This is a genomic window from Streptomyces sp. HP-A2021, assembly GCF_022807935.1.
Classification (GTDB): domain Bacteria; phylum Actinomycetota; class Actinomycetes; order Streptomycetales; family Streptomycetaceae; genus Streptomyces; species Streptomyces afghaniensis.
The window spans coordinates 6520379-6545271 of sequence record NZ_CP094344.1; the positions used below are offsets into that span (position 1 = coordinate 6520379).

17 protein-coding genes and 2 tRNA genes are annotated in these 24893 nt (G+C 70.7%); 15 read left to right on the top strand and 4 right to left on the bottom strand.

The window, feature by feature from the left end; genetic code table 11:
- Window positions 1–13: 13 nt before the first annotated feature.
- The 4 genes from eccD to MQE23_RS29525 all read left to right on the top strand — a co-directional run bounded on the left by eccD (window position 14) and on the right by MQE23_RS29525 (window position 8484).
- Complete coding sequence (gene eccD, locus MQE23_RS29510; protein ID WP_020271894.1) at window positions 14–1351, top strand: type VII secretion integral membrane protein EccD; 1338 nt, start codon at window positions 14–16, stop codon at window positions 1349–1351.
- 76 nt (window positions 1352–1427) lie between these two features.
- Window positions 1428–3032, top strand: coding sequence for a MinD/ParA family protein (locus MQE23_RS29515; protein ID WP_243380739.1), 1605 nt, complete (start codon window positions 1428–1430; stop codon window positions 3030–3032).
- Window positions 3033–3083: 51 nt separating this feature from the next.
- Window positions 3084–7058: a type VII secretion protein EccCa gene (eccCa, locus tag MQE23_RS29520; RefSeq protein WP_243380740.1), complete on the top strand. Its 3975-nt coding sequence runs from the start codon at window positions 3084–3086 to the stop codon at window positions 7056–7058.
- A gap of 4 nt (window positions 7059–7062) precedes the next feature.
- Window positions 7063–8484 (top strand): DUF6177 family protein, encoded by a 1422-nt coding sequence (locus MQE23_RS29525; protein ID WP_243380741.1) that lies wholly within the window; start codon window positions 7063–7065, stop codon window positions 8482–8484.
- A 121-nt stretch (window positions 8485–8605) separates the two neighbouring features.
- Here MQE23_RS29525 and MQE23_RS29530 read toward each other — a convergent pair whose 3' ends face one another.
- Window positions 8606–9787, bottom strand: coding sequence for an acyltransferase family protein (locus tag MQE23_RS29530; RefSeq protein ID WP_243380742.1), 1182 nt, complete (start codon window positions 9785–9787; stop codon window positions 8606–8608).
- Window positions 9788–10409: 622 nt separating this feature from the next.
- Between MQE23_RS29530 and MQE23_RS29535 the strand changes: the two genes are divergently transcribed.
- From MQE23_RS29535 to MQE23_RS29545, 3 genes are all read left to right on the top strand, one after another.
- Window positions 10410–10604: a hypothetical protein gene (locus MQE23_RS29535; RefSeq protein ID WP_010041885.1), complete on the top strand. Its 195-nt coding sequence runs from the start codon at window positions 10410–10412 to the stop codon at window positions 10602–10604.
- 82 nt (window positions 10605–10686) lie between these two features.
- On the top strand, window positions 10687–13029 hold the full coding sequence (locus MQE23_RS29540) for a serine/threonine-protein kinase (protein WP_243380743.1): 2343 nt from the start codon (window positions 10687–10689) through the stop codon (window positions 13027–13029).
- A gap of 69 nt (window positions 13030–13098) precedes the next feature.
- Complete coding sequence (locus MQE23_RS29545) at window positions 13099–13497, top strand: squamosa promoter-binding protein 15 (protein WP_243380744.1); 399 nt, start codon at window positions 13099–13101, stop codon at window positions 13495–13497.
- On the opposite strand, the gene MQE23_RS29550 is transcribed toward MQE23_RS29545, so the two are convergent.
- Both MQE23_RS29550 and MQE23_RS29555 read right to left on the bottom strand, forming a co-directional pair.
- Window positions 13485–13952, bottom strand: a complete 468-nt coding sequence (locus MQE23_RS29550; protein WP_020271905.1) for an ASCH domain-containing protein — start codon at window positions 13950–13952, stop codon at window positions 13485–13487. The genes MQE23_RS29545 and MQE23_RS29550 overlap by 13 nt on opposite strands.
- A gap of 85 nt (window positions 13953–14037) precedes the next feature.
- Window positions 14038–14108 (bottom strand) — tRNA-Gly (locus tag MQE23_RS29555).
- A gap of 165 nt (window positions 14109–14273) precedes the next feature.
- Here MQE23_RS29555 and MQE23_RS29560 point away from each other — a divergent pair.
- From MQE23_RS29560 to clpX, 5 genes are all read left to right on the top strand, one after another.
- Window positions 14274–14350 (top strand) — tRNA-Pro (locus MQE23_RS29560).
- A 193-nt stretch (window positions 14351–14543) separates the two neighbouring features.
- Window positions 14544–15938: a trigger factor gene (gene tig / locus MQE23_RS29565; protein WP_243380745.1), complete on the top strand. Its 1395-nt coding sequence runs from the start codon at window positions 14544–14546 to the stop codon at window positions 15936–15938.
- Window positions 15939–16197: 259 nt separating this feature from the next.
- Window positions 16198–16803 carry an ATP-dependent Clp protease proteolytic subunit gene (locus MQE23_RS29570; protein WP_010041894.1) on the top strand — a complete coding sequence of 202 codons (606 nt, stop codon included), beginning with the start codon at window positions 16198–16200 and terminating at the stop codon, window positions 16801–16803.
- A gap of 110 nt (window positions 16804–16913) precedes the next feature.
- Complete coding sequence (locus tag MQE23_RS29575; RefSeq protein ID WP_020271909.1) at window positions 16914–17621, top strand: ATP-dependent Clp protease proteolytic subunit; 708 nt, start codon at window positions 16914–16916, stop codon at window positions 17619–17621.
- Between the two features lie 182 nt (window positions 17622–17803).
- Complete coding sequence (gene clpX, locus MQE23_RS29580; protein WP_020271910.1) at window positions 17804–19090, top strand: ATP-dependent Clp protease ATP-binding subunit ClpX; 1287 nt, start codon at window positions 17804–17806, stop codon at window positions 19088–19090.
- Window positions 19091–19150: 60 nt separating this feature from the next.
- On the opposite strand, the gene MQE23_RS29585 is transcribed toward clpX, so the two are convergent.
- Window positions 19151–20101 (bottom strand): hypothetical protein, encoded by a 951-nt coding sequence (locus MQE23_RS29585; protein WP_020271911.1) that lies wholly within the window; start codon window positions 20099–20101, stop codon window positions 19151–19153.
- A gap of 138 nt (window positions 20102–20239) precedes the next feature.
- On the opposite strand from MQE23_RS29585, the gene MQE23_RS29590 reads away from it, so the two are divergent.
- The 3 genes from MQE23_RS29590 (at window position 20240) to MQE23_RS29600 (ending at window position 24876) form a co-directional block, all read left to right on the top strand.
- Window positions 20240–22864, top strand: a complete 2625-nt coding sequence (locus tag MQE23_RS29590; RefSeq protein ID WP_243380746.1) for a valine--tRNA ligase — start codon at window positions 20240–20242, stop codon at window positions 22862–22864.
- Window positions 22865–22990: 126 nt separating this feature from the next.
- Window positions 22991–24514 carry a folylpolyglutamate synthase/dihydrofolate synthase family protein gene (locus MQE23_RS29595; RefSeq protein ID WP_020271913.1) on the top strand — a complete coding sequence of 508 codons (1524 nt, stop codon included), beginning with the start codon at window positions 22991–22993 and terminating at the stop codon, window positions 24512–24514.
- Between the two features lie 5 nt (window positions 24515–24519).
- Window positions 24520–24876 carry a DUF4233 domain-containing protein gene (locus MQE23_RS29600; RefSeq protein ID WP_243380747.1) on the top strand — a complete coding sequence of 119 codons (357 nt, stop codon included), beginning with the start codon at window positions 24520–24522 and terminating at the stop codon, window positions 24874–24876.
- Window positions 24877–24893 lie beyond the last annotated feature (17 nt).

Sequence of the window (24893 nt, forward strand, 5' to 3'; positions counted from 1 at the left end):
GAGCGCAGCAACGATGTCTCGGACCCAGCTGAGCCGGGTCACTCTGATCGGCGAGCGACGACGAGCCGACCTGGTCCTGCCGTCGGACACACCGATCGGCCAACTGCTCCCGGACATACTCCAGTTGCTGGACGACCGGGCCGCCACCCGGCCGACCACCCGGCAGCTGATCACGTCCGACGGATCGGCGCTGCCCCATGACGCGACGCTGGCGTCGGCCGAGGTGCCCGACGGCGCCGTGCTCCGCCTCGTCCGGGCCCATGCCGCACCGCCGGCGCCGGTCGTGCACGACGTCACCGACCAGGTCGCGGACGACCTCGACCTGAGGACCTGGCGCTGGCGCCCGGCCGCCCGCCGCATCAGCGCCGGCGTGGCCACCGTGGTGTTCGCCGTGGCCGCGGCCGTCCTGGCCCGGCAGGAGTTCTCGCTGGAGTCCGTCACCACCGGGCTCGCGGTCGTCACCGCCCTGTTCCTGATCGCCGGCGCGGCCATCGCCCGGATCGGCCGGGGCAACCAGGGCCTGGCCACCGCGCTGCTGCTCGCCGCCGGCGGGCTCGGCCTGCTGACTGCCTGGACCGCCGCCGACGCCTACGACTGGGGCGGGACGGCCCGGCTGGCCGGTATCGCCGCCGCACTGGTCGTCACCCTCGTGCTGCTGGCCTACTGCTCGCCGCTCGGCAAGGGCGGGCTGATCGGGGCCGGGGCGATCGTCGTCGTCGCCCTGGTGTGGGAGGCGGTCGCCCTCCTCCAGGACCGGGCGGACCGGATCGGCGCCGTGATGGCCGTGTTCTCCATCATCCTGCTCGGGCTGCTGCCCCGGTTCGCGCTGATGGCCTCGGGACTCACCGCCCTGGACGACAAGCGCTCCACGGGGACGTCCGTGAGCCGCCACCAGGTCGCCAACGCCCTCGCCGCCACCCACCGCGGGCTCGCCCTCGCCACCATCGTCACCGCGGCGTCCGCCGCCCTCGGTGGCTGGATGCTGACCACCGCGAAGGAGCCGACGGTCTGGACGGTGGGCCTCGCCTCGCTCGTGGCCGTCGTCCTGCTGTCCCGGGCGCGGGCCTTCCCCCTGGTCGCCGAGGTCGTGGCGCTGTTCGCGGCGGCCGCGCTCCTCGTCGTACGGCTCGCGGTGCTGTGGCTGGACCACGCCGGGGGCGCCGGCGCGCTCGTGCTGCTGGGCGCCGCGGCACTGCTGCCGCTGCTGGCCCTGGGCATCGAGCCGCCCGACCACGTCCGGGTGCGGCTGCGCAGGTTCGCCGACCTGATCGAGTCCCTCGGCGTGATCGGGCTGTTCCCGCTCGCCATCGGGGCGTTCGGCATCTACGGGCAGTTGCTCAACAAGTTCTGAGGCTTCGAAGACCAGACGCCCACCCTGTCGCTCCCGCGGAACGACACGGCGGGATGCGGCAGGAGAGAAGGGCGACATGCCGAGCGGGGACAACTGGCAGAACGACGTGCTGCGCGATCTGAGGGGCGGCACGCCCCAGCAGCCGCAGCAGACGTCCCAGCGGCAGGCGGCGGCACAGCAGGCGGCCCCGCAGCAGGGACAGGGGCCGGAGGCGCGGCAGGCGCACGCCGCCCAGCAGGGCACAGCCGGTCAGTACGCCCAGGCCCAGGCTCAGGGACAGGGACAGGGGCACGGACACGGACACGGGCACGGGCAGGGAGAACAGGGGCCGGCACCGGCCTACGGCTACCCGCAGCAGTACCAGCAGCCCACGCCCGCCGAGCAGCAGCACGCGCAACAGCAGGCCTACGCCGAGCAGTACGCGGCCGCGCAACGGCAGGCCTATCCCGCGCAGGGACAGCAGCCTTACCCCGACCCGGCCTACGCCCAGCAGGCCTACGCCGAACAGCAGGCCTACGCCGAACAGCAGGCCTATGCCCGGCAGCAGGCGTACGCCGAGCGGCAGGCTTACGCCGAGCAGCACCAGCAGGCGTACACGGAACAGCAGCAGCACCAGCACGCCCAGCAGCAGGCCTACGCCGAACAGCAGGCCTACGCCGAACGGCACGCGGCCGAGCAGCAGCCGGCCCAGCAGGAGCAGCCCCAGCCGCAGCAGTACGCGCAGCAGCCCCCCGCGCCCCGCGCCCGCGCCTCCCGTTCCACCCCCGACAGCCGTCCGGTCCTGGACCAGAAGCTCGCCGGGGCGGGCAGGGGACCCCGGCGCGGGGAGCCGTTCGCCGCGCGCGCCCTGAGGGCCGTACGCCGTACCGTTTCCTCCTCCGCGGCCCGTGAGGTGGCAGAGACCACCGCGACCGCCGAGATCCTCCAGCAGCCGGTCACCACCGGCCGCCAGATAGCGGTGACGTCGATCCGCGGCGGCTCCGGCAAGACGACGGTCGCCGCGCTGCTGACCGCCACCTACGCCCACTACCGCCAGGACCCCGTCCTGGCCGTCGAGGCCGACCCGGCGCTCGGCTCGCTGCCGCTGCGGCTCGGCGCGGAGAGCCTGCGCTGGACCACCGGCGACCTCGCCGACGTCGTCGAACCGCAGATGACGCTCCTCGACATCACCGGCTACCTCGTCCAACTGCCCGAGAACGCCTGGCTGCTGCCCGGCAGCCAGGGACAGGTCGGGGCCATGCTCGACACCAAGGGCTATGAGCGGATCATGGTGGCGATGCGCCGCTACTTCGGCGTGACTGTCGCCGACTGCGAGACGCTGCCCGCCGAGGTCGCCCGTACCGCCCTGTCCGCCGCCCAGGCCCGGATCCTCACGGTCCCCGCGACGCTGGAGGGCATCGCCAGCACGCACGCGGTCCTGGAGTGGATGCGCGGGCTGCCCCGGGACATCACCACCTCCACCGTCGTCGTGCTCACCGAGACCGTGCCGCACGCCGGCATCGACTTGGAGAAGGCGGCCGAGCAGCTGAAGGCGACGGGGGCGAGCGTGCGGGTCCTGCCCTACGACCGGCATCTGGCGGCCGGCGGCACGATCCGCACTGAGCTGCTCGCACGGGACACCAGGGAGGCCGCCACCCGCTTGGCGGCGGAGGCCTTCCAGCTCTCCCACAAGCGCCGCTGATCCCTCCCACACACGAAGGGAACCCAGGACCGACAGGACAGGTCAACCACGATGAGCACCCGACTGATCCACCGGCCGGCCCGGACCACCAGGCCCCCGGCCGCCCCCGAACCGCGCACCATCGAGGCCCCGCCGAACCTGCCCGACGGCAAGACGGGCTCGATCGCGACCTCGCTGCTGCCCGTCGCCGGCGTGATGTCCTCCGTCGTGATGATGACGGTCGTGCGCAACAGCCAGTTCGCGGGGCTGGGCGCGATCATCCTCCTCGTCACCGTCATCGGCTCGCTCGTGATGCTCTTCACCCAGCGAGGCAAGGCCCAGCGCACCCGCCGCACCCAGCGCGAGGCCTACCTCTCCTACCTGGAGGACCTGCGGGAGGAGCTGTCGAAGGAGGAGCGCGAGCGGCGCGAGAGCACCCAGGTGCTCAACCCGCCGCCGGACGCGCTGTACGACATCGTGCGCGACCCCGCCCGGCTGTGGGAGCGGCGCCGGCTCGACGCCGACTTCCTGCGGGTCCGCGTCGGCACCGGTGAGATGCCGGTGCGCGACCTGAAGGTGGCCCCGCCGGGATCCTCCGTACTCACCCCGCCCGACGAGTTCATGCTGAACGAGGCCTCCGCCCTGGTCGCGCGCTTCGCCAACGGCACCGAACTCCCGCTCACCGTCCCGCTCGACCGCGTCGGCAACATCACCGTCATCGGCCGGCGCGAGGACACCCTGCGCGTCGCCCGCGCACTGATCGCGCAGGCCGCCGCCACCCACGCCCCCGACGACGTGGCCATGGCCCTGGCCGTGCCCGGCGACCGGATCGCCGACTGGGAGTGGGCCAAGTGGCTGCCGCACCTGCTCGACACCGAGCAGTTCGACGGCCCCGTCGCCGCCCGCCGCATCGCGCCCTCCCTGCCCCAGCTGGCCCGGCAGATCGGCCCCGAACTGCGTCGCCGCGCCTCCTACGCCGCCGAGGTCCGCCGCGGCCTCTCCGGCAAGGACGCCCTCGCCATGACCTCCCGGCTGCTCGTCCTCGCCGATGCGCACGGCGCCGACGCGGTGGACCTGCCGCGCCCCGACGACGCGGTGGGCCTGCGGGACATGAGCGTCACCGTGCTGCACCTGCTCGACCAGCGCGTTCAGGAGCCCGGCAGCGTGGGCGTGCGCATCACCGTCGACGGCGAGCGCGTCGTCATCGAGGACCTGCGCGAGAAGGAGCCGATCAGCGCCCACGGCACCGTCGACGAGATCGGCGTCCCCTTCGCCGAGGGCCTCGCCCGGATGCTCGCCCCGCTGCGGCTGTCCGCGGAGTCGATGGTCGACGCTCCGCTCACCGGCCCCGTCGACTTCGCACAGCTGCTCGGCATCGACGACGTGGCCGAACTCGACCTCCACCGGCTGTGGGCGCCGCGCGGCGAACGCGCCTTCCTGCGCGTGCCGATCGGCGTCAGCGACGCCAAGGAGCCCGTGCTCCTCGACCTCAAGGAATCCTCCGAGCTGGGCATGGGCCCGCACGGCCTGTGCGTCGGCGCCACCGGCTCCGGCAAGTCGGAGCTGCTGCGCACCCTCGTCCTCGCCCTGGTCGCCACGCACCCGCCGGAGGACCTGGCCATGGTCCTCGTCGACTACAAGGGCGGCGCCACCTTCGCCCCGTTCGCTCACCTGCCGCACGTCGCCGGTGTCATCACCAACCTGGAGAACCAGGCCGGCCTGGTCGAGCGCGTCCACGCCTCCCTCGCCGGCGAGGTCAAGCGCCGCCAGCAGGTGCTCAAGGACGCGGGCAACGTCGCAGACATCGGCCACTACGCCGCGCTGCGCGCCGAGAAGCGCCCCGACCTGGAGCCGCTGCCACACCTGTTCGTCGTGATCGACGAGTTCGGCGAACTCCTCACCGCCAAGCCGGACTTCATCGACCTGTTCCTGTCCATCGGCCGGATCGGCCGGTCCATCGGCGTGCACCTGCTGCTGTCCAGCCAGCGCATCGAAGCCGGCAAGCTCAAGGGCCTGGAGACCTACCTGTCGTACCGGCTGGGTCTGCGCACCTTCTCCCCGGACGAGTCCCGTACGGTGCTGGACAGCACGGACGCCTTCCACCTGCCCCCGCTGCCCGGCTTCGGCTACCTCAAGGTCGACACCAGCCACTACGAGCGGTTCAAGGCCAGTTACGTCTCCGGCGCCTACCGCGGCCCCGTCCAGCACGAGGACGAGGACACCGGGCCCCTCGCCCTGGAGTACCAGGCCTACAACACCCTCGGCCAGGGGGACTCCGAGGCGCCCGATGAGCCGCAGATGCGGCGCCGGGAGACCGGCCCCACCGAGATGGGCGTGATGATCGACCAGCTGGAGCGGTCCGGTGCCCGCGCGGTGCGCCAGATCTGGCTGCCCCCGCTGCCCGCCGCGGTCCCGCTCGACAAGGTCGCCGGCCCGGTGCAGGTCGGTGCGCGCGGCATGCAGCTCGCGGGGCGCCGCGGACCGCTCCAGGTGCCGCTGGGCACGATCGACGACCCGACCAGGCAGTGGCAGGGCCAGTGGTACCTGGACCTGACGCTCGCCGGCGGCCACGCCGCGATCATCGGCGGCCCTCAGTCCGGCAAGACCACTCTGCTACGCACCCTCGCCCTCTCACTGGCGCTGACCCACACCCCGCAGGAAGTGGGCGTCTACGGCCTCGACCTGGTCGGCGGTGGCCTGCAGGCCCTGTCGGGGCTGCCGCACGTCGGCGGCATCGCCGGCCGGGCCGACCGGGAGCGCGCGGCCCGCACCATCGACTCGGTGCGCGCCATGCTCGACCAGCGCGAGGAACTGTTCCGGGTGCACGGCATCGACTCGCTGGAGCAGCTGCGCACCCTGCGTGCCGCGGGCCGGGTGCCCGAGCTGGCCAGCACCGAGATCGTGCTGCTCATCGACGGCTTCGGCGCGCTCCGCGACGACTTCGAGGACCTCGACGAACCGGTCGTGGACATCCTCAAGCGGGGCAGCGGCTACGGCATCCACGTCGTCGCCGGCATGCTGCGCTGGAACGACGTGCGCATCGCCACCCAGTCCCAGTTCGGCACCCGCGTCGAACTGCGCCTGAACGACCCGAGCGAGTCCAGCATCGACCGCAAGCTCGGCGAGACCCTCTCGCCCGAGGAGAAGGGCCGCGTCCTCACCGACCGCAAGCTCTTCGCCCAGGTCGCCCTGCCCCGCACCGACGGCCTCGCCGACACCGCCGACCTCGGCGCGGTCCTGGAGACCACCGCCCGGCAGATCCGCGCCACCTGGACCGGCGAGGTCGCCCAGCCGGTACGCGTGCTGCCGCACGTGCTGGAGGCGCACCAGCTGCCCGGCCCGGCGGCCGAACCGCGCCGCGTCCCGGTCGGCCTGGACCAGACGCAGCTGGCCCCCGTCCCGCTCGACCTGTTCCACCACGACCAGCACCTGCTGATCATGGGCGACAGCGAGTGCGGCAAGACCAACCTGCTCAAGGTGATCGCCCGCGGCCTGATCGAGCGCTACGGCGACAAGGAGCTCGTCTTCGGCGTCTTCGACCCGCGCCGGGGCCTGCGCGGCGTCATCCCGGAGGAGTACCGGGGCGGCTACGCCTACAACACCAAGCTGTGCGCCGGCCTCGCCGCCGGCATCGCCTCCGAACTGGAGAAGCGGCTGCCCGACGAGACCGCCGACGGCGCCGACCTTGAGCCGGGCAGCTTCTCCGGCCCGCGGATCGTGATCCTCGTCGACGACTACGACGTCCTCACCACGGCGGGTCAGCAGCCGCTCGCGCCCTTCGTGCCGTACATCCCCTCGGCCGTCGACATCGGACTGCACTTCGTCCTCACCCGCCGCGTCGCGGGCGCCTCCCGGGGCCTGTACGAGCCGCTGCTGCAGAGCCTGCGCGAGTCCGGCGCCTCGGCGCTGGTGATGTCGGGCGACCGCAGCGAGGGGCAGCTCTTCCCCGGCGTGTACGCCGGTCCGCAGCCGCCCGGCCGGGGTGTGCTGGTCCGCAGGGGCGAACCGAGCCGGCTCATCCAGACCGTCTACGAGGGGACGAGGTAAACGCGTGACGAAGGATGTCATCGCCCTCACGAAGAAGATGCCCGACCCGCTGAGCGTGCTCGCCGGCCTGCTCTCCGGAGGGCCGGACCTGCTGGCGGGCACCGAGGGCGAGGGAGCCGTGGTGCAGCTCTGCGACCAGCAGGGCCGCCCGCTCGTCTCCGTCGAAGCGCCGCTGCTCGTGCAGGTCAGGGGAGAGGCCGAGCGGCTGCTCGGCGCCCAGGAGCCGGAGGTGCCGTACTGGTGGACCGAGGCCCGGGCCACCACCGGCGTTCAGGAGGCCGAGGAACTCGCCGGGACGTTCGCCGCCCGTATCGCCACGCTGGTCGGCGGGACGGCCTGGCCGCCGCAGGCCGCGTGGTCGATGGCCGTGGTCAAGACGGACGGGATGACGGTGGCGCCCGCGCCGGCCGCCGCCCAGCCGGCCGTGGACGTGCTCACCGACAAGGTCGCCGTCGTCATCCAGGACCGCCCCGTGGTCGCGATGACGGCCTGGCTGTCGGACGCCTTCCGCGCCGCCGGGAACGCCGGCCTGGGACTCCAGATCGTCACCCCCGCGGGCACCCGCCTCTCCCCGGCGGTGCGGGGCAGCATGCCGGGCTGGCCCTCCCGCTGGGTGGTGCAGGACGACCGGGACGGCTACTACGACGGTCTGACCGGAGCGGTTCTCCAGTGGAGCAACGGCCTGTTCGCGACGGTCGAGTCACCGGAGGCGGCCCCGGAGGACCCGCGCACACCCGTCGCCGCCTCCTTCCAGGAGGGCATCCAGGACACGGGTGAACGCCAGCTGGCGATCACCTTCCGCACCGTTCACCCGGCCGACGACCGGCTCGTTCTCGGCGGCGCCGTGGAAGCCGTCTGGCGGGACGTCACCGGTGAGCCACCGGCGGGCTGGGGCACCGAGGAGCCGGCCAACCTCCCCTGGTCGCTGCGGCAGTTGACCGACGTGGCCCACGAGCGGGCGCCCGAGCCGACCTGGCTGGTGGTCGTCGGCACGCCGGAGCGGCCGGGCCTCGCGACGGTGCGCATCACCCGGACGAAGGCCGGCGTGGAGGAGGACGTGACGCTGGTCTTCGGCTACGGACCGGGCGAGCAGATCCCGACGGACGCCGTGGCCGTCGCGGCGGAGAGCCTCGCCACCCGGCACGACCTCCAGTCGATGCTGGTCCAGATCCGCCGGGCCCGCCGCGACCTGTCCGTCCCGGCCCGCTTCGAAGGCCCCGGCGTGCCCTACGCGTTCGTGCTGGGAGCCGAGGAGGTCCGCACGATGCCGGGCGACCGGGCCCGCCGCACACCGCTGCCCGAGGCGCCGCGGGAACTGGGCCCGAAGACCCGTCCGGCGCTGTACTACGCGTTCCGGGGCGACCCGTCGGACCTGTCGGGCTGGCAGGACTTCGAGCGCCTGATGAGACACCTGAAGGGCTCGTAATCCCCGCTTGAGGCAATTGAGGTGCCTGAGACCCTGAGACCTGAGACGCCTGGGCCGCGACAGCTCAAGGGCCCGCACTCGCGACGAGTGCGGGCCCTTGGACTGTCTTGGTCCCAGGCGGTCAGCCCACGGTTGCCTTCTCACGCTCGCGCCGCTCGGCGCTCTGGCGCTCACGGGCCACCTCGGCCGCGTCCCGCTTGAAGGCCCACTCCATCTTCGGCTCCATCGCGAACCGGAAGACCCGCTGCACCGGCTTGGTGCACAGCACCGTCACGACGGCGGCCGCGGCAATGGTCACGGCGATCTCACCGAGCGGCTGGTGCATCCACGTCGGCTCGAACCAGCCCTGGTAGTCGCCGGCCTTCACCAGGAAGCCGTGCAGCAGGTAGCCGTAGAGCGTGCCGGCGCCGAGCGCGGTGAACCACATGTGGCGGCGCGGCACCCAGGCGAAGAAGCAGGCGGTCAGCACCAGGGAGCAGCCGAACATCGCGAGCACCATGACCGGACCGGTCCACCACGGCGCGCCCAGTTCCTGTGCGGCGTCCCGGTGGTAGAACCACGCGGTGTTCATGCGCGGCACGGCCCACCAACTGAAGGCCAGCGCGACGGCGAACACGGGCACCGAGGCGATCCGCACGGAACGCCGGCGCACCATGTGGAAGTGCTCGGGCTTCATCACCAGGCCCAGCACGAAGAACGGCAGGAACTGGAGCACGCGCTGGAGGTCGAGGTCGTCACCGATCTCCGGGCTGACGGTCGCCAGCATGGCGAGGCCGAGCGCGAGCGGCAGCGGCCAGCGCGCCATCTTCCAGATGGGGGTGGTCAGCCGCCAGACGAACAGCGCGCACAGGAACCAGGTCAGGTACCAGGGGTCGAGGAGGCTGATCTCCTGGTGCGGATCGTTGTCGATGAACCGCTTGAAGAGCGGGTAGGCCGTCTCGAAGACGATGTACGGCACGGCCACGCCGGTGATGAGGCGCTTGAGCCGGTCGGGCCGCATGTCGAAGCTGCGCGAGAAGTAGCCGGAGATGATGATGAACGCCGGCATGTGGAACGCGTAGACGACCTGGTACGCGGCCTCGAGTATCCGGCTGTCGCCCTTGAGCGGTTCCCAGGCGTGGCCCATGGCCACGAGCACGATCGCGAGGTACTTGGCGTTGTCGAAGAAGGCGTCGCGCTGCTTGCCGTTCTGCTTCTTCTGGGGGCTCTGCGGCGAGCGCGGGCTCGGCACTCCGTCGGCAGAGGACTGTGCCGGGGGAAGTGGCGCCCTGCGGTCGCCGTTCGGTCGCAGCGAGTTCGTCACAGACCCTCCCACCAGGAGCTCGGGGAGACGATCCGGGACCTCGCTGCGCTTGCGGGGGACGAGGCAGCGTGGAACATCTGAGGCACCCTAGCGTTCCCTGCGGCTATTCGTAAAACGCCGGATGTGAATCCTGGCTATTCGCTGTGGGTACCCCGGATTTCGGGTAGTTGACGTCCTTGCGGGAGTGATGGCCAACACATCGCCGGACGGCGGACTGTGTTCATCACACCCGCCCTGCTTGTCGTGATACTTCCGGACTAAGCGGCGCATAAGACCAGCAGGCGACTCCGGCGGAATGTCCACTTCCGTGCCGCTCCGGCATCTGCCCGCAAGGTCGTTGGGAACTTGCGGGGGCAATTCGAATTAGCTGCGAACGCGTTGTGTGGACACGGAAACGATTCGGTCGAATTCCCTGTGCGGGTGGCTCATCGAATTCCCGTACGAGTCCCGGCCGTTCGCCCCCTGGGGCCGGGCGGCGCACACCGGTCCCGGCGCGAGTGACGTGGTCGATCCGTCACGGGCCGCATAGCCCGGCCGGGTTGGTGGCACGATGGTTCTGGCGGGGTGCGCGGGGTTGCGTCCCCGGGCCGGGAGAGCGGACCGACCGAGGGTGTGATCAGTTGTGGCCATTTCACTGTCTGTGGTGCTGCTGTTGGCGATCATCCTTGTGGTGTTGCTGAGAGGGGGATCCATCAAGGCAGGGCCGGCGATCGTGGCGATCCTCTTCGGCTTCTTCCTCGCCTCGACCGGCATGGCCCCGTCCATCAACCGGTTCCTCAACTCGATAGCGGAGACCATCAACTCCATCAGCTTCTGACCGGGCCGCCGCCGGCCCGAGAAGCGTGCGGATACGCTCCTCCCCGACCAGGGGACAGGCGTGACGGGGGGACCGTACGGGGATGGCGCTGCGCGACTCGGACCCGGCCGAGGTGGGCGGTTACCGCATCGAGGACCGCCTCGGCTCCGGCGGCATGGGTGTGGTCTACCTGGCCCGTTCGGCCTCCGGCCGACCCCTCGCGATCAAGGTCGTGCACGGCCAGTACGCCGACGACGACGAGTTCCGCGCCCGATTCCGCCGCGAGGTGGCCGCCGCCCGCCAGGTCAGCGGGGCTTTCACGGCCCCCGTCGTGGACGCGGACGCCGACGCGCCGCGCCCCTGGATGGCCACGCTCTACATCCCGGGCGCCGACCTCGGCACCCACGTCCGCGAGCACGGCCCGCTTCCTCTGCCCCGCCTACGCGAACTCGCCGCAGGGCTCGCCGAGGCGCTGCGCGACATGCACCGCGCCGGAGTCGTCCACCGCGACCTGAAGCCGGCCAACGTGATGCTCGCCGACGACGGCCCCCGCGTCATCGACTTCGGCATCTCCCGCGCCGCCGAGTTCGCCGCCTCCGACGTCCTCACCCAGACCGGCCGCGTCATGGGCACACCGCCCTTCATGTCCCCGGAGCAGTTCGCCTCACCCCAGGACGTCGGCCCGGCCGCCGACATCTTCTCCCTCGGCTCGGTCCTGACCCACGCCGCCACCCGCCGCGGCCCCTTCGACAGCCCGAGCCCCTACGAGACGGCTCTGCGGGTCGTCGAGGGCGAACCGGAACTCTCCGGCGTACCGGACGAACTGCTCCCCGTCATCCGCCGCTGCCTGGAGAAGCACCACAAGTCCCGCCCCACCGCGGACCAGCTGCTCACCCTGCTCCGCGACGGCAGCGCCCCCGCCGCCCACCTCCTCCCCACCACCGGCTCATCCCAGGCCCGGCCGACCGAGCCCGCCGGGACCGTATGGCCGGACGCGGCACCCGCCGAGCAGGACGAAGAGCAGCCGCACCGGGGAGACGAAGGGCAGCAGCCCCACAGATCCGGCAGGGCCCGGACGGAGCGACACGAACGGCCACGCGACACGGCCGGGACCCCGACCCCGACGCCGACCCCCGAGGCGCCGCGCCCCGGCAGTCGCCGCAGACGCCGCCTGCTGCTGCTCTCGGCCGCCCTGACCGCCGTACTCGCCGCGGTCGTCACCACAACCGTCGTCCGCGCGCGCGGCGGCGACCCCGCGCCCTCGGCCACCGCGAAGCCCGCCGACCTCCCCGCCGGCTGGAAGCCCTGGACAGCGCAGGCCGAGACCCCGTCGTGGGCCGGGCGCGCCCCGGGCCGCGACTCCTCCTTCCAGCGCTGCACCTCCGTGGGCCCGTCCCTGGTGTGCGCCGGTGCCCAGATCATGGCGACCCGCTTCGACCTCGCGGCGGGCCGCAACACCTGGTCCCGGTTCGTCGACCCCACGGCGCCGGACGGCTCCTCCTTCGACGAGGGCGCGATCATCGGCACGGACCGCGGCCGCGTCTACGCCTACGAGGCGGACGAGCGGCAGATGGCGGACGGCGCCGGCCCGCTGTTCACCTACACCGTCGCCGCCCTGGCCGCCGACACCGGCAAGGTGCTCTGGCGCACCCGGACGGCCCTCGGCCAGACGGCGAGCGTTCCCGACGGTGAGCACGGCGGCGCCACAGCCGTCCCCGAAGGCGTCATCACGCTGTACGGCGACCAGGGCGATCAGTACGCCCTGCTCGACGCCGACACCGGCGAGGTCCGCTGGAAGCGCCCGAAACCCCAGGTCGCGGATGACTGCCGACTGCGCGCCGCGACCGAGCGCGCCTACCTGATCTGCACGACCGGCAGGTGGCACAAGGGCACCGCCCGGACCAGCGTCTCCCAGCTCAGCACGGCGACCGGCAAGCCGAGCTGGACGGTCGAGGCGAAGGGCGCCCTGGACGTGCTCGGCCAGGACGGCGACCACCTGGTGCTCGCGGACACGGTCTCGCCGGGCGGCGGCCTCACCCTGGTCGACGTCTCCTCCCGAGCGCTTACCGCCGTACGGGTCCCCGCCGAGCAGTCCGACGCCGCCGGCGCGTACCTGGTCCGCGGAACCGTCTACCTCACCCGCACCAGCGGCGGCGTCAGCGCGATCTCGCCCCGCACCGGCCGGACCCTGTGGGACAGCAACTCCACCGTGGAACGGCCGGGCCCCCCGGCCGCCTCCGCCACTCATGTGTACGTCGCGTCCCCCAGCGGCCGCGTGGCCGCCCTGAACGCCGCCACCGGCAAGGTCGAAGGCACCCGCTCCGGCCGCGACGACAGCGGCCCCGCCGACAACACCTCCGGCGCCCCGCTCACCCTGGTCGGCGACGCCCTGTACGTCCCGTACGGAGAGCGCTCGGTGTACACGCTCGACGTGCGCGACCTGTGAACCCCCGGACCGCCGGATCAGGCCGAAATCGCTCGACCGGTCGAGCGCCGGCGAGCTAGAACGAGTGCCATGAGCTGGGTTGCCAACGTGATGATCTCGGCCGCTGACGCCGACCGGGCCAACGTCGAGGTGCTGAGCGCCTGGCTGAGCGAAGAGGCCCCGCACCGCGGCCAGCCGGACGCCACCGGCGTCGGCGACCTCAACCTCCTCACCGACCAGGACCCCGGATGGGGTGGCTGGAAGTGGCCCGAGTGCCGGGTGTGGGCGGGTGCTCTCAACCACTGCGACCTCGACGCGCTCAGGAAGCGGGTCGCCCAGACGCCCTGGCGGGAGCCGAACGTGGTGCAGCTCCTCGTCATGGACCAGGAGGAATCGTTCTTCCGCCTGTGGATGATCCGGGGCGGGGAACTGAGGCAGTACGCCCCCCTGACGCCGTCCGAAGAGGACGCCGGCTTCTACCTGACCTGATCGTCGGAGGGGCGAAGGTCGGCGACCAGGCGGAAGCGCTCCAGAACCGCCGGCGTCGTGTCGTCGACGGTGAAGCCGGGGTCCCCCAAGGCCGCTCGCATCTCCTCGCTGTGCCAGAACCGCTCGTGGCCTTCGCGCCACTCGGCCACGCTGGTGTGCCCTTCCCCCTCATCCGTCACGTGCGCGAGATCCACCTGCGCGAGCGGGACGACACGCACGCTGGTCACCTCGACGACCGCTACCGGACGCTGGTCCGAGTCGACGACCACCGAACGGTTCCCGACTTCCGGCAGCGGCTCTCCCTCATGCTCGTAGTCGGCGACGAGTCCGGTCGTGGAGGTCTTCGAACCGTTGAGGATCGCTGCGACGAGCCGGTCGCGCAGTGGGCCGGGGAAAGCGAACTCGATCCTGGGCATCGACGCGATGTCCGCGGGTGCGATGGAGTCGGGCGTCATGCGATCACCGTAACGACACGCCCCCTGCAAACGGCTCGGGGCCAGGCGGAGGAATGATCCTCCGACCTGGCCCTGAGCCGTTCAGAGCGGGCGACGGGAATCGAACCCGCGTAGCTAGTTTGGAAGACTAGGGCTCTACCATTGAGCTACGCCCGCACAGCACGCGCCGCAGGTCGGGCGACCGCGGCACTGAAGGCATCGTAGCGGGTCGGGCCCGTCCGTCGCACACCGCATTCCCGCCAGTGGCCGACGCGGCACAGGCCCTGTGGAAATGCGGAGGCCGCACCGCCTGGCGGCATGTACCCTACGTGTCGCACCAGACGGGGTGTGGCGCAGCTTGGTAGCGCGTCCGCTTTGGGAGCGGAAGGCCGTGGGTTCAAATCCCGCCACCCCGACCAGCCATCCGGTCACCTCGCGTGATCGTCTCCTGATCACTCGTGTGATCGCCTTTTGGGCGGTGTAGTCGCTGCCGTTACTATGCAAGCTGCACGCCCGTGTGTCTCATCGTCTGAAGTCCTCCGGGCGGCGAAATCCGCCGGGCCGCTCTGGCACCGGCAGAACCCAAGAAGTCAGCCACAAGGAGACCGAACCGTGAAGAGCGCCGTGGAGACCCTGAACCCGACTCGGGTTCGGCTCACTGTCGAGGTGCCCTTCGAGGAGCTCAAGGACAGCCTCGACGCGGCGTACAAGAAGATCAACCAGCAGGTCACGGTGAAGGGCTTCCGTAAGGGCAAGGTCCCGGCCCGGGTCATCGACCAGCGGTTCGGCCGCGGTGCGGTGCTGGAGGAGGCCGTCAACGACGCGCTTCCGAAGTTCTACACCGACGCGGTCAACGAGGCCGAGCTCAGCCCGCTGGGCCAGCCCGAGGTCGACATCACGGAGCTGAAGGACGGCGAGACGCTGAACTTCACCGCCGAGGTCGACATCCGCCCCGCGATCGAGATCCCGGACTACTCCGGCATCGAGGTCGAGGTCGACGCCGTCGAGGTCACCGAGGAGGACGTCGACAAGGCGGTCGAGGAGCTCCGCGAGCGCTTCGCCTCCACCGCCCCGGTCGAGCGTGCCGCCGAGGACGGCGACGTCGTGACGATCGACCTGGAGGCCAAGGTCGAGGGCGAGGTCCTCGAGGACGGCGTCGCGAACGGCGTCTCCTACACCATCGGCTCCGGCGAGCTGCTGGACGGCATCGACGACGCCGTGAAGGGCCTGGAGGCCGGTGGCGAGGCCACCTTCACCTCCGAGCTCAAGGGCGGCTCCGCCGCCGGCAAGGAGGCCGAGGTCACCGTCAAGGTCACCCAGGTCGCCAAGCGTGAACTGCCCGAGCTGGACGACGAGTTCGCGCAGCTCGCCTCCGAGTTCGACACCATCGAGGAGCTGCGCGCCGACAGCCGCAAGCGCCTGGAGAACATGAAGCAGTACGACCAGGCCACGCAGGCCCAGGAGCGCGTCCTGGAGAAGCTGCTCGAGCTGGTCGAGGTCCCCGTCCCCGAGAAGCTGCTCGAGGACGAGGTCAACACGCGCAAGCACAACCTCGAGCACCACCAGCTCGGCCAGATGGGCCTCGACCTCGCGAAGTACCTGGAGATCCAGGGCAAGAGCGAGGAGGAGTTCGAGACCGAGACCCGCGAGGCCGCGGTCAAGGGCATCAAGACCCAGTTCGTCCTCGACGAGCTCGTCAAGCAGGAGAAGCTCAACGTCAACCAGGAGGAGCTCACCGAGCACCTCATGCGGCGTGCCGCCTCCTCCGGCATGTCCCCCGACCAGTTCGCCCAGGCCGTAGTCGAAGGCGGCCAGGTCCCGCTCCTGGTCGGCGAGGTCGCCCGCGGCAAGGCCCTGGCCGTCGTGGTCGAGAAGGCCACGGTCAAGGACACCAACGGCGAGATCATCGACCTCGACGACGAGGACGAGGAGTCCGAGGCCGAGGCCACGGAGGCCGCCGCCGAGGAGACCCCGGCCGAGACCGCCGAGGAGAAGACCGAGGGCTGAGCCCCCGGGCACTTCGTGACGCCGTGAGGACGGGCCCCGAGACACACAGTGTTTCTCGGGGCCCGTCGCGTTACCGGCCCCCGAGTCGCTACGCCCCCGGCGAACACTCCCATCTCCGGGATTCCCCGAAGGGACCCGCGCGTTAGGGTCCATGAATACCAGGGCAGTGGAGTCTCCGATACGGCTCCCGCCCCGCAGGGAACACGTGAGACGGCCCGGCGCCGTCGTAAGACGAGCAGGTGGATACGTGACGAATCTGATGCCTTCAGCCGCCGGCGAGCCTTCCATCGGTGGTGGCCTCGGCGACCAGGTCTACAACCGGCTGCTCAACGAGCGGATCATCTTCCTCGGCCAGCCGGTCGACGACGACATCGCGAACAAGATCACCGCACAGCTGCTGCTCCTTGCCGCCGAACCGGACAAGGACATCTACCTGTACATCAACAGCCCCGGCGGTTCGATCACGGCCGGCATGGCGATCTACGACACCATGCAGTACATCAAGAACGACGTGGTGACGATCGCCATGGGCCTCGCGGCCTCGATGGGACAGTTCCTGCTCAGCGCCGGCACCCCGGGCAAGCGCTTCGCGCTGCCGAACGCCGAGATCCTCATCCACCAGCCCTCCGCCGGCCTGGCGGGCTCGGCCTCGGACATCAAGATCCACGCCGAGCGGCTGCTGCACACCAAGAAGCGCATGGCCGAGCTCACGGCCCAGCACACGGGCCAGACGGTCGAGCAGATCACCCGCGACTCGGACCGCGACCGCTGGTTCGACGCGTTCGAGGCCAAGGAGTACGGCCTCATCGACGACGTCATGCCCACGGCCGCCGGCATGCCGGGCGGCGGCGGCACCGGGGCCTGAGAGGTCCCCACGGGGCCTGTGGCGCCCCGTGAGGCCCACGGAGCCCCTCCCGGGCCCCCGCGACCCCAGACAGCCCCAGCCGACCGCCTCAGCCCTTTTCAGGAGACACCGTGAACCAGTTCCCCGGCAGTGGGATCTACGACCGTATGCACGCCGTGCAGGACATGCGCGCCGCTCAGGGCGAGTACACCGGCCCGCAGGCCGAGTCCCGCTACGTCATCCCGCGCTTCGTCGAGCGCACCTCCCAGGGCATCCGCGAGTACGACCCGTACGCGAAGCTCTTCGAGGAGCGCGTGATCTTCCTCGGCGTCCAGATCGACGACGCCTCCGCCAACGACGTCATGGCGCAGCTGCTGTGCCTGGAGTCGATGGACCCCGACCGTGACATCTCGGTCTACATCAACAGCCCCGGCGGCTCCTTCACGGCGCTCACGGCGATCTACGACACGATGCAGTACGTGAAGCCGGACATCCAGACGGTCTGCATGGGCCAGGCGGCATCCGCCGCCGCCGTCCTGCTCGCCGCCGGTACGCCGGGCAAGCGCATGGCCCTGCCGAACGCGCGCGTGCTGATCCACCAGCCGTACAGCGAGACCGGCCGCGGCCAGGTGTCCGACCTGGAGATCGCCGCCAACGAGATCCTCCGGATGCGCTCGCAGCTGGAGGAGATGCTGGCCAAGCACTCCACGCAGACGATCGAGAAGATCCGCGAGGACATCGAGCGCGACAAGATCCTCACGGCCGAGGACGCGCTGAGCTACGGCCTGATCGACCAGGTCATCACCACCCGGAAGATGGACAACTCGAGCCTGCGCTGAGGCGAGAGGCTGTATCGTCTGCCGCCCCTTGGCACGGTTTCGGACGGTCCACGTCAAAGCGAACCGCGCCAAGGGGGGCCCGAACGAGGGGCCCGGCAAGGTACCGTCGGACATAAGGCAGCACCAGGAGTCCGCTTGGACGTAGCCGTCCAGGAGTCTCCCAGGCGAAGGGGAAGCACACCGTGGCACGCATCGGTGACGGCGGCGATCTGCTCAAGTGCTCGTTCTGCGGCAAGAGCCAGAAGCAGGTCAAGAAGCTCATCGCAGGGCCCGGTGTGTACATCTGCGACGAGTGCATCGACCTCTGCAACGAGATCATCGAGGAGGAGCTGGCCGAGACCAGCGAGGTCCGCTGGGAGGAGCTCCCGAAGCCCCGCGAGATCTACGAGTTCCTCGAGGGGTACGTGGTCGGCCAGGAGGCCGCCAAGAAGGCCCTCTCCGTCGCGGTCTACAACCACTACAAGCGGGTCCAGGCCGGTGAGAACGGCGGGGGGAACGGCCGCGACGACGCCATCGAGTTGGCGAAGTCCAACATCCTCCTCCTCGGGCCCACGGGCTCCGGCAAGACCCTCCTCGCGCAGACCCTCGCGCGCATGCTCAACGTGCCCTTCGCGATCGCCGACGCCACGGCCCTGACGGAGGCCGGCTATGTCGGCGAGGACGTCGAGAACATCCTGCTCAAGCTGATCCAGGCCGCCGACTACGACGTCAAGAAGGCCGAGACCGGGATCATCTACATCGACGAGATCGACAAGGTCGCGAGGAAGAGTGAAAACCCCTCGATCACGCGCGACGTGAGCGGGGAAGGCGTACAGCAGGCCCTCCTCAAGATCCTCGAGGGCACCACGGCCTCGGTCCCGCCGCAGGGCGGCCGCAAGCACCCCCACCAGGAGTTCATCCAGATCGACACGACGAACGTGCTGTTCATCGTGGGCGGTGCCTTCGCCGGCCTGGAGAAGATCATCGAGTCCCGCGCCGGCGCCAAGGGCATCGGCTTCGGGGCGCAGATCCGCTCCAAGCGCGAGATGGAGTCCAAGGACCAGTTCCAGGAGGTCATGCCGGAGGACCTGGTCAAGTTCGGCATGATCCCCGAGTTCATCGGCCGGCTCCCCGTCATCACCTCGGTCCACAACCTCGACCGCGAGGCCCTGCTCCAGATCCTCGTCGAGCCGCGCAACGCGCTGGTCAAGCAGTACCAGCGCCTCTTCGAACTCGACGGCGTGGAGCTGGACTTCGAGCGCGAGGCCCTCGAAGCCATCGCCGACCAGGCCATCCTCCGCCAGACCGGCGCGCGCGGCCTGCGCGCCATCATGGAGGAAGTCCTCCAGGGTGTGATGTACGAGGTCCCGTCCCGCAAGGACGTGGCCCGGGTCGTCATCACGGCGGACGTCGTCCAGTCGAACGTGAACCCGACGCTGATTCCGCGGGATGCGCGGGGGCGGGGGCCGGGAGAGCAGAAGACGGCCTAGTCACTCACTGCACGCGAAGGCGCCCGGCAAAGTTGCCGGGCGCCTTCGTCGTTGCCGGTGTCAGGCCTTGACGCGGACTTCGCCGCGGACCTTGGTGGTGAGGTCGATCGCCACGTCCTTGGTGACGTCCTGCGCCGCGTCACCCGGCGACACGATGGCGATCGTGCTGTAGTCGGCCCACGCGCAGAACCAGTTGGTCTGCTCCTTCTGGGTCGCCCGGTTCTGCCCCTTGACCGACTGGCACTTCATGACGGCGCCGTCGAGGTCGGCCGCCTCGGGCTCGCCGACCAACTCGGGCTTGCCGGACGCGGTGGCGGACTCCTTTTCGGCCGACTTCTTGAAGTTGGCGAAGAACAGGTCCAGAGTCGCCTCCGGGTCGGAGATCTCACCGTAGGCACCGGCCACGGAAAGGGTCTTGGCCGTCGCCATCTTCGCCGCGGACGACGGATCGTCGGGGTCGTAGTCGCTCATGTCCACCGTGGAGTAGAGAGCCGCCGCGGACTTGGCGTTCTTGACGCCGCTCTTCTCCAGCTCCGACGTCGAGTCGTTGCCGACGGTCGCCCCGTCCTTCGTGGTGCGCTTGTAGTCGCTGAGCACCGTCGCCGGCGTCGTGAGCTTGTGCGGCCCGTCGTCCTCCAGACCGCCACCGCCCCCGCCGATCACGAAGTACGCGCCCACGGCGATCGCCGCGACCACCGCGACCGCGCCGATGATGATGCCCGTCTTCTTCTTGCCGCCGCCCGGGGCCGGGGGCTGGGGGACGCCGTACGGGGCCTGGCCGTAGGGCGGCTGCTGGCCGTACGGGGGCTGCTGGCCGTAACCCTGCTGGGGCGGGACGCCCTGCGGGGGCTGCTGCGGGTAGCCGTAGCCGGGCTGGGGCGGAGGGGCCTGCTGGGGGTAGCCGTAGCCGGGCTGGGGCGCCTGCGGCTGCTGGCCGTACGGACCGGGCTGGCCGTACGGTCCGGGCTGCTGGGGCTGCCCGCCGTACGGGCCCGGCTGGTTGTAACTCATGTTCTGGGTTCCCCTCCAGATGCTTGTGCGTTCGAGACATCCTGGCGCAGACCCGTCGTGTGCATGGCATCGGGCCCCCCACCGTTACAAACCAAACGAGTTTCGGGACGGGGTGGTGACACCTCTAAACTGACCCCCGTGACCGAGAACGCTCAGCAGCAGCCACCAGCGCCCAGCACCGACCTGCCGACCCAGTACGCGCCGGCCGACGTAGAGGGGCCGCTGTACGAGCGCTGGGTAGAGCGGGGTTACTTCGAGGCGGACGAGAAGAGCGACAAGCCGCCGTACACGATCGTCATCCCGCCGCCGAACGTCACGGGCAGCCTGCACCTCGGGCACGCCTTCGAGCACACGCTCATCGACGCCCTGACCCGCCGTAAGCGGATGCAGGGGTACGAGACGCTGTGGCAGCCCGGCATGGACCACGCCGGTATCGCCACGCAGAACGTCGTCGAGCGCGAGCTAGCGAAGGAGAACAAGTCCCGGCACGACCTGGGCCGTGAGGCCTTCGTCGAGCGGGTCTGGCAGTGGAAGGGCGAGTCCGGCGGGCAGATCAGCGGACAGATGCGGCGCCTCGGTGACGGCGTCGCCTGGTCGCGCGAGCGCTTCACCATGGACGAGGGCCTCTCCAAGGCCGTCCAGACCATCTTCAAGCGGCTCTACGACGATGAGCTGATCTACCGCGCCGAGCGCATCATCAACTGGTGCCCCCGGTGCCTGACCGCCATCTCGGACATCGAGGTCGAGTACCAGGACGACGACGGCGAGCTCGTCTCCATGAAGTACGGCGACGGGGACGACACCATCGTCGTCGCCACCACCCGCGCCGAGACGATGCTCGGTGACACGGCTGTCGCCGTCCACCCCGAGGACGAGCGCTACAAGCACCTGATCGGCAAGCTGGTCAAGCTGCCGCTGACCGACCGCTCCATCCCGGTCGTCGCCGACGAGCACGTCGACCCGGAGTTCGGCACGGGTGCCGTCAAGGTCACCCCGGCGCATGACCCGAACGACTTCGAGATCGGCCAGCGCCACGACCTCCCGGCCCTGACGATCATGGACGAGCACGCGGTCATCACCGCCCACGGCCCCTTCCAGGGCCAGGACCGCCTGGAGGCCCGCTCCGCCATCGTCGCCGCGCTGCGCGCCGAGGGCCGGATCGTCGCCGAGAAGCGGCCGTACGTCCACTCGGTCGGCCACTGCTCGCGCTGCAAGACGACGATCGAGCCGCGCCTGTCCATGCAGTGGTGGGTCAAGGTCGGCCCGCTCGCGAAGGCGGCGGGTGACGCGGTCCGCGAGGGCAAGGTCAAGATCCATCCGCAGGAGATGGAGAAGCGCTACTTCGACTGGGTCGACAACCTCCACGACTGGTGCATCTCGCGGCAGTTGTGGTGGGGCCACCGCATCCCGGTCTGGTACGGCCCGAACGGCGAGGTCGTCTGCGTCGGCCCCGACGAGGAGCCGCCGAGCGGAGAGGGCTGGCGTCAGGACACCGACGTCCTCGACACCTGGTTCTCCTCCGGCCTGTGGCCGTTCTCCACGCTGGGCTGGCCCGAACAGACCGAGTCGCTCGCGAAGTTCTACCCGAACTCGGTCCTGGTCACCGGCTACGACATCCTCTTCTTCTGGGTCGCCCGGATGATGATGTTCGGCCTGTACGCGATGGACGGCACCCCGCCGTTCCACACCATCGCCCTGCACGGCATGGTCCGCGACCAGTTCGGCAAGAAGATGTCGAAGTCCTTCGGCAACGCGGTCAACCCGCTGGACTGGATGGACAAGTACGGCAGCGACGCCCTGCGGTTCACGCTCGCCCGCGGTGCGAACCCCGGCGTCGACGTCCCGATCGGCGAGGAGTGGGTCCAGGGCTCGCGCAACTTCGCCAACAAGATCTGGAACGCGACGCGCTTCGCGATGATGAACGGCGCGACGGTGGACGGCCCGCTGCCGGACCCGTCGAAGATGTCCGCGACGGACCGCTGGATCCTCTCCCGCCTGAACACGGTCGTCGCGGAAGTCGACGCGTACTACGACGACTACCAGTTCGCGAAGCTGTCCGACGCCCTGTTCCACTTCGCGTGGGACGAGGTCTTCGACTGGTACGTCGAGCTGTCCAAGACGACGTTCCAGGCGGGCGGCGAGGCGGCCGAGGTCAGCAAGCGCGTCCTCGGTGAGGTCCTCGACGTCACGCTGAAGCTGCTGCACCCGGTGGTCCCGTTCGTCACCGAGACCCTGTGGACCACCCTCACCGGCGGCGAGTCGGTCGTCATCGCCGACTGGCCGAAGGACGGTGGCTTCCGGGACGCCGACGCCGAGCGCGAGATCGAGAGCCTCCAGTCGGTCATCACCGAGGTCCGCCGCTTCCGCGCGGACCAGGGCCTCCAGCCCGGCCAGCGGGTCCCGGCCCGGCTGACCCTGGACGGCACGCCGTTCGCGACGCACGAGGCCGCCATCCGCCAGCTGCTCCGGCTCCAGCCGGAGGGCGACGCCTTCACGGCCACGGCGACCCTGCCGGTCGCCGGCGCGGAGGTCGCCCTCGACCTCTCCGGCACGATCGACGTGGCGGCGGAGCGCAAGCGTCTCGCGAAGGACCTCGCGGCGGCGGAGAAGGAGAAGGCGCAGGCGAACGCCAAGCTCGGCAACGAGGCGTTCCTGGCGAAGGCCCCCGACCACGTCGTGGACAAGATCCGCACCCGCCTGGCCAAGGCGGAGGAGGACATCGCCCGGATCCAGGCACAGCTGGAGCGTCTGCCGGAGGCGTGAACTGCTGCTTGGCGGGTGGGCGCGCAACTCGGCGCTACGAGGTGCCGCTGCGCCCACCCGTGCCGCCCCAAGCGGCACGACTGCCCGCAGCTACGCCGGCGGCTTCGCCTCCGTAGACTGGGCCCCGTGAGCGAGCTCCCTCCAGACCACAACGCCGACGACCAGCCCGACCCCCTCAACACCTTCGACGAGATCATCGCGGAGGAGACCACCCGCGACCCCGACCTCGCGGTCATCGAGGCCGGCAGCCGAACGCTGCGCACCCAGGGCGGCCCGCCCGACGCCGACATCCCGACCCGGCCCGCCGACCCCGAGGTCGACAAGGCCCTGCGCGAGGTCGAGGCGGAGCTCGCCACGCGCTGGGGCGAGACCAAACTGGAGCCCTCCGTCAGCCGGATCGCCGCGCTGATGGACGTGCTGGGGGAGCCGCAGCGGTCGTACCCGTCGATCCACATCACGGGGACCAACGGCAAGACCTCCACGGCCCGCATGATCGAGGCCCTGCTCGGCGCCTTCGAGCTGCGGACCGGCCGCTACACCTCGCCGCACGTGCAGTCGATCACCGAGCGCATCAGCCTGGACGGCGCCCCCATCTCGGCCGAGCGGTTCATCGAGACGTACCAGGACATCAAGCCGTACATCGAGATGGTCGACGCGCAGCAGGAGTACCGGCTGTCCTTCTTCGAGGTGCTCACCGGCATGGCGTACGCGGCGTTCGCCGACGCGCCCGCCGACGTCGCCGTCGTGGAGGTGGGCATGGGCGGCTCCTGGGACGCCACGAACGTGATCGATGGTGACGTCGCCGTCGTCACGCCCATAGACCTCGACCACACCGACCGGCTCGGCTCCACGCACGCCGAGATCGCCACGGAGAAGGCCGGCATCATCAAGCAGGGTGCGACGGTCATCATGGCGCAGCAGCCGGTCGACGCCGCTCAGGTGCTGCTGAAGAAGGCCGTCGAGGTGGACGCGACCGTGGCCCGGGAGGGGCTGGAGTTCGGTGTCGTGGACCGGCAGGTGGCCGTCGGCGGGCAGCTGGTGACGCTGCGCGGGCTCGGCGGTGAGTACAGCGAGGTGTACCTGCCGCTGCACGGCGCGCACCAGGCGCACAACGCTGCCGTCGCGCTCGCCGCCGTGGAGGCGTTCTTCGGCGTCGGCGCGCAGCGGGCCGACGCGCTGGACCTGGACACGGTCCGCAAGGCGTTCGCGGCGGTTGCCTCGCCGGGCCGGCTGGAGGTCGTGCGGCGTTCCCCGACGGTCGTGCTCGACGCCGCCCACAACCCCGCGGGCGCCCGGGCGGCGGCCGAGGCGATCGGTGAAGCCTTCCAGTTCAGCCGGCTCATCGGTGTCGTCGGCGCGAGCGGCGACAAGAACGTGCGGGGGCTGCTGGAGGCCTTCGAGCCGGTGTTCGCCGAGATCGTGGTCACGCAGAACTCCAGTCACCGTGCGATGGACGCCGACGAGCTGGCCGGCATCGCCGTCGAGGTGTTCGGCGAGGAGCGTGTCCAGGTCGAGCCGCGGCTGCCCGACGCGCTGGAGGCCGCGATCACGCTGGCCGAGGAGGAGGGCGAGTTCGCGGGCGGCGGTGTGCTCGTCACCGGTTCCGTCATCACCGTCGGCGAGGCCCGACTGCTCCTGGGGAAGGGCTGAGATCCGTGCGTACGCTCTGTTCTTCGACCCTGATCGGCGAGTTCTTCATCATCGGCTTCGCCGGTCTGGTCGCCATGAAGGATCCCGACCTGTCCATGACCACCGTGTGGACGGTCAGCGGTGTCGCGATGTTCCTGTGCCTGGTGCTGTGCGGCCTGGTGACGCGCCCGGGCGGGGTCGCGCTCGGCTGGGCGTTGCAGATCGCGCTCATCGCGTCGGGCTTCGCCGTGCCGATGATGTTCTTCCTGGGTGTGGTCTTCGCGGCCCTGTGGTGGGCGTCCGTGCACTACGGGCGGAAGGTGGACGACGCGAAGGCGAGATTCGCGGCCCAGGCCGGCTCCTCCACACCTGACGCTGCGTAACAGGCGCCCCGACACGC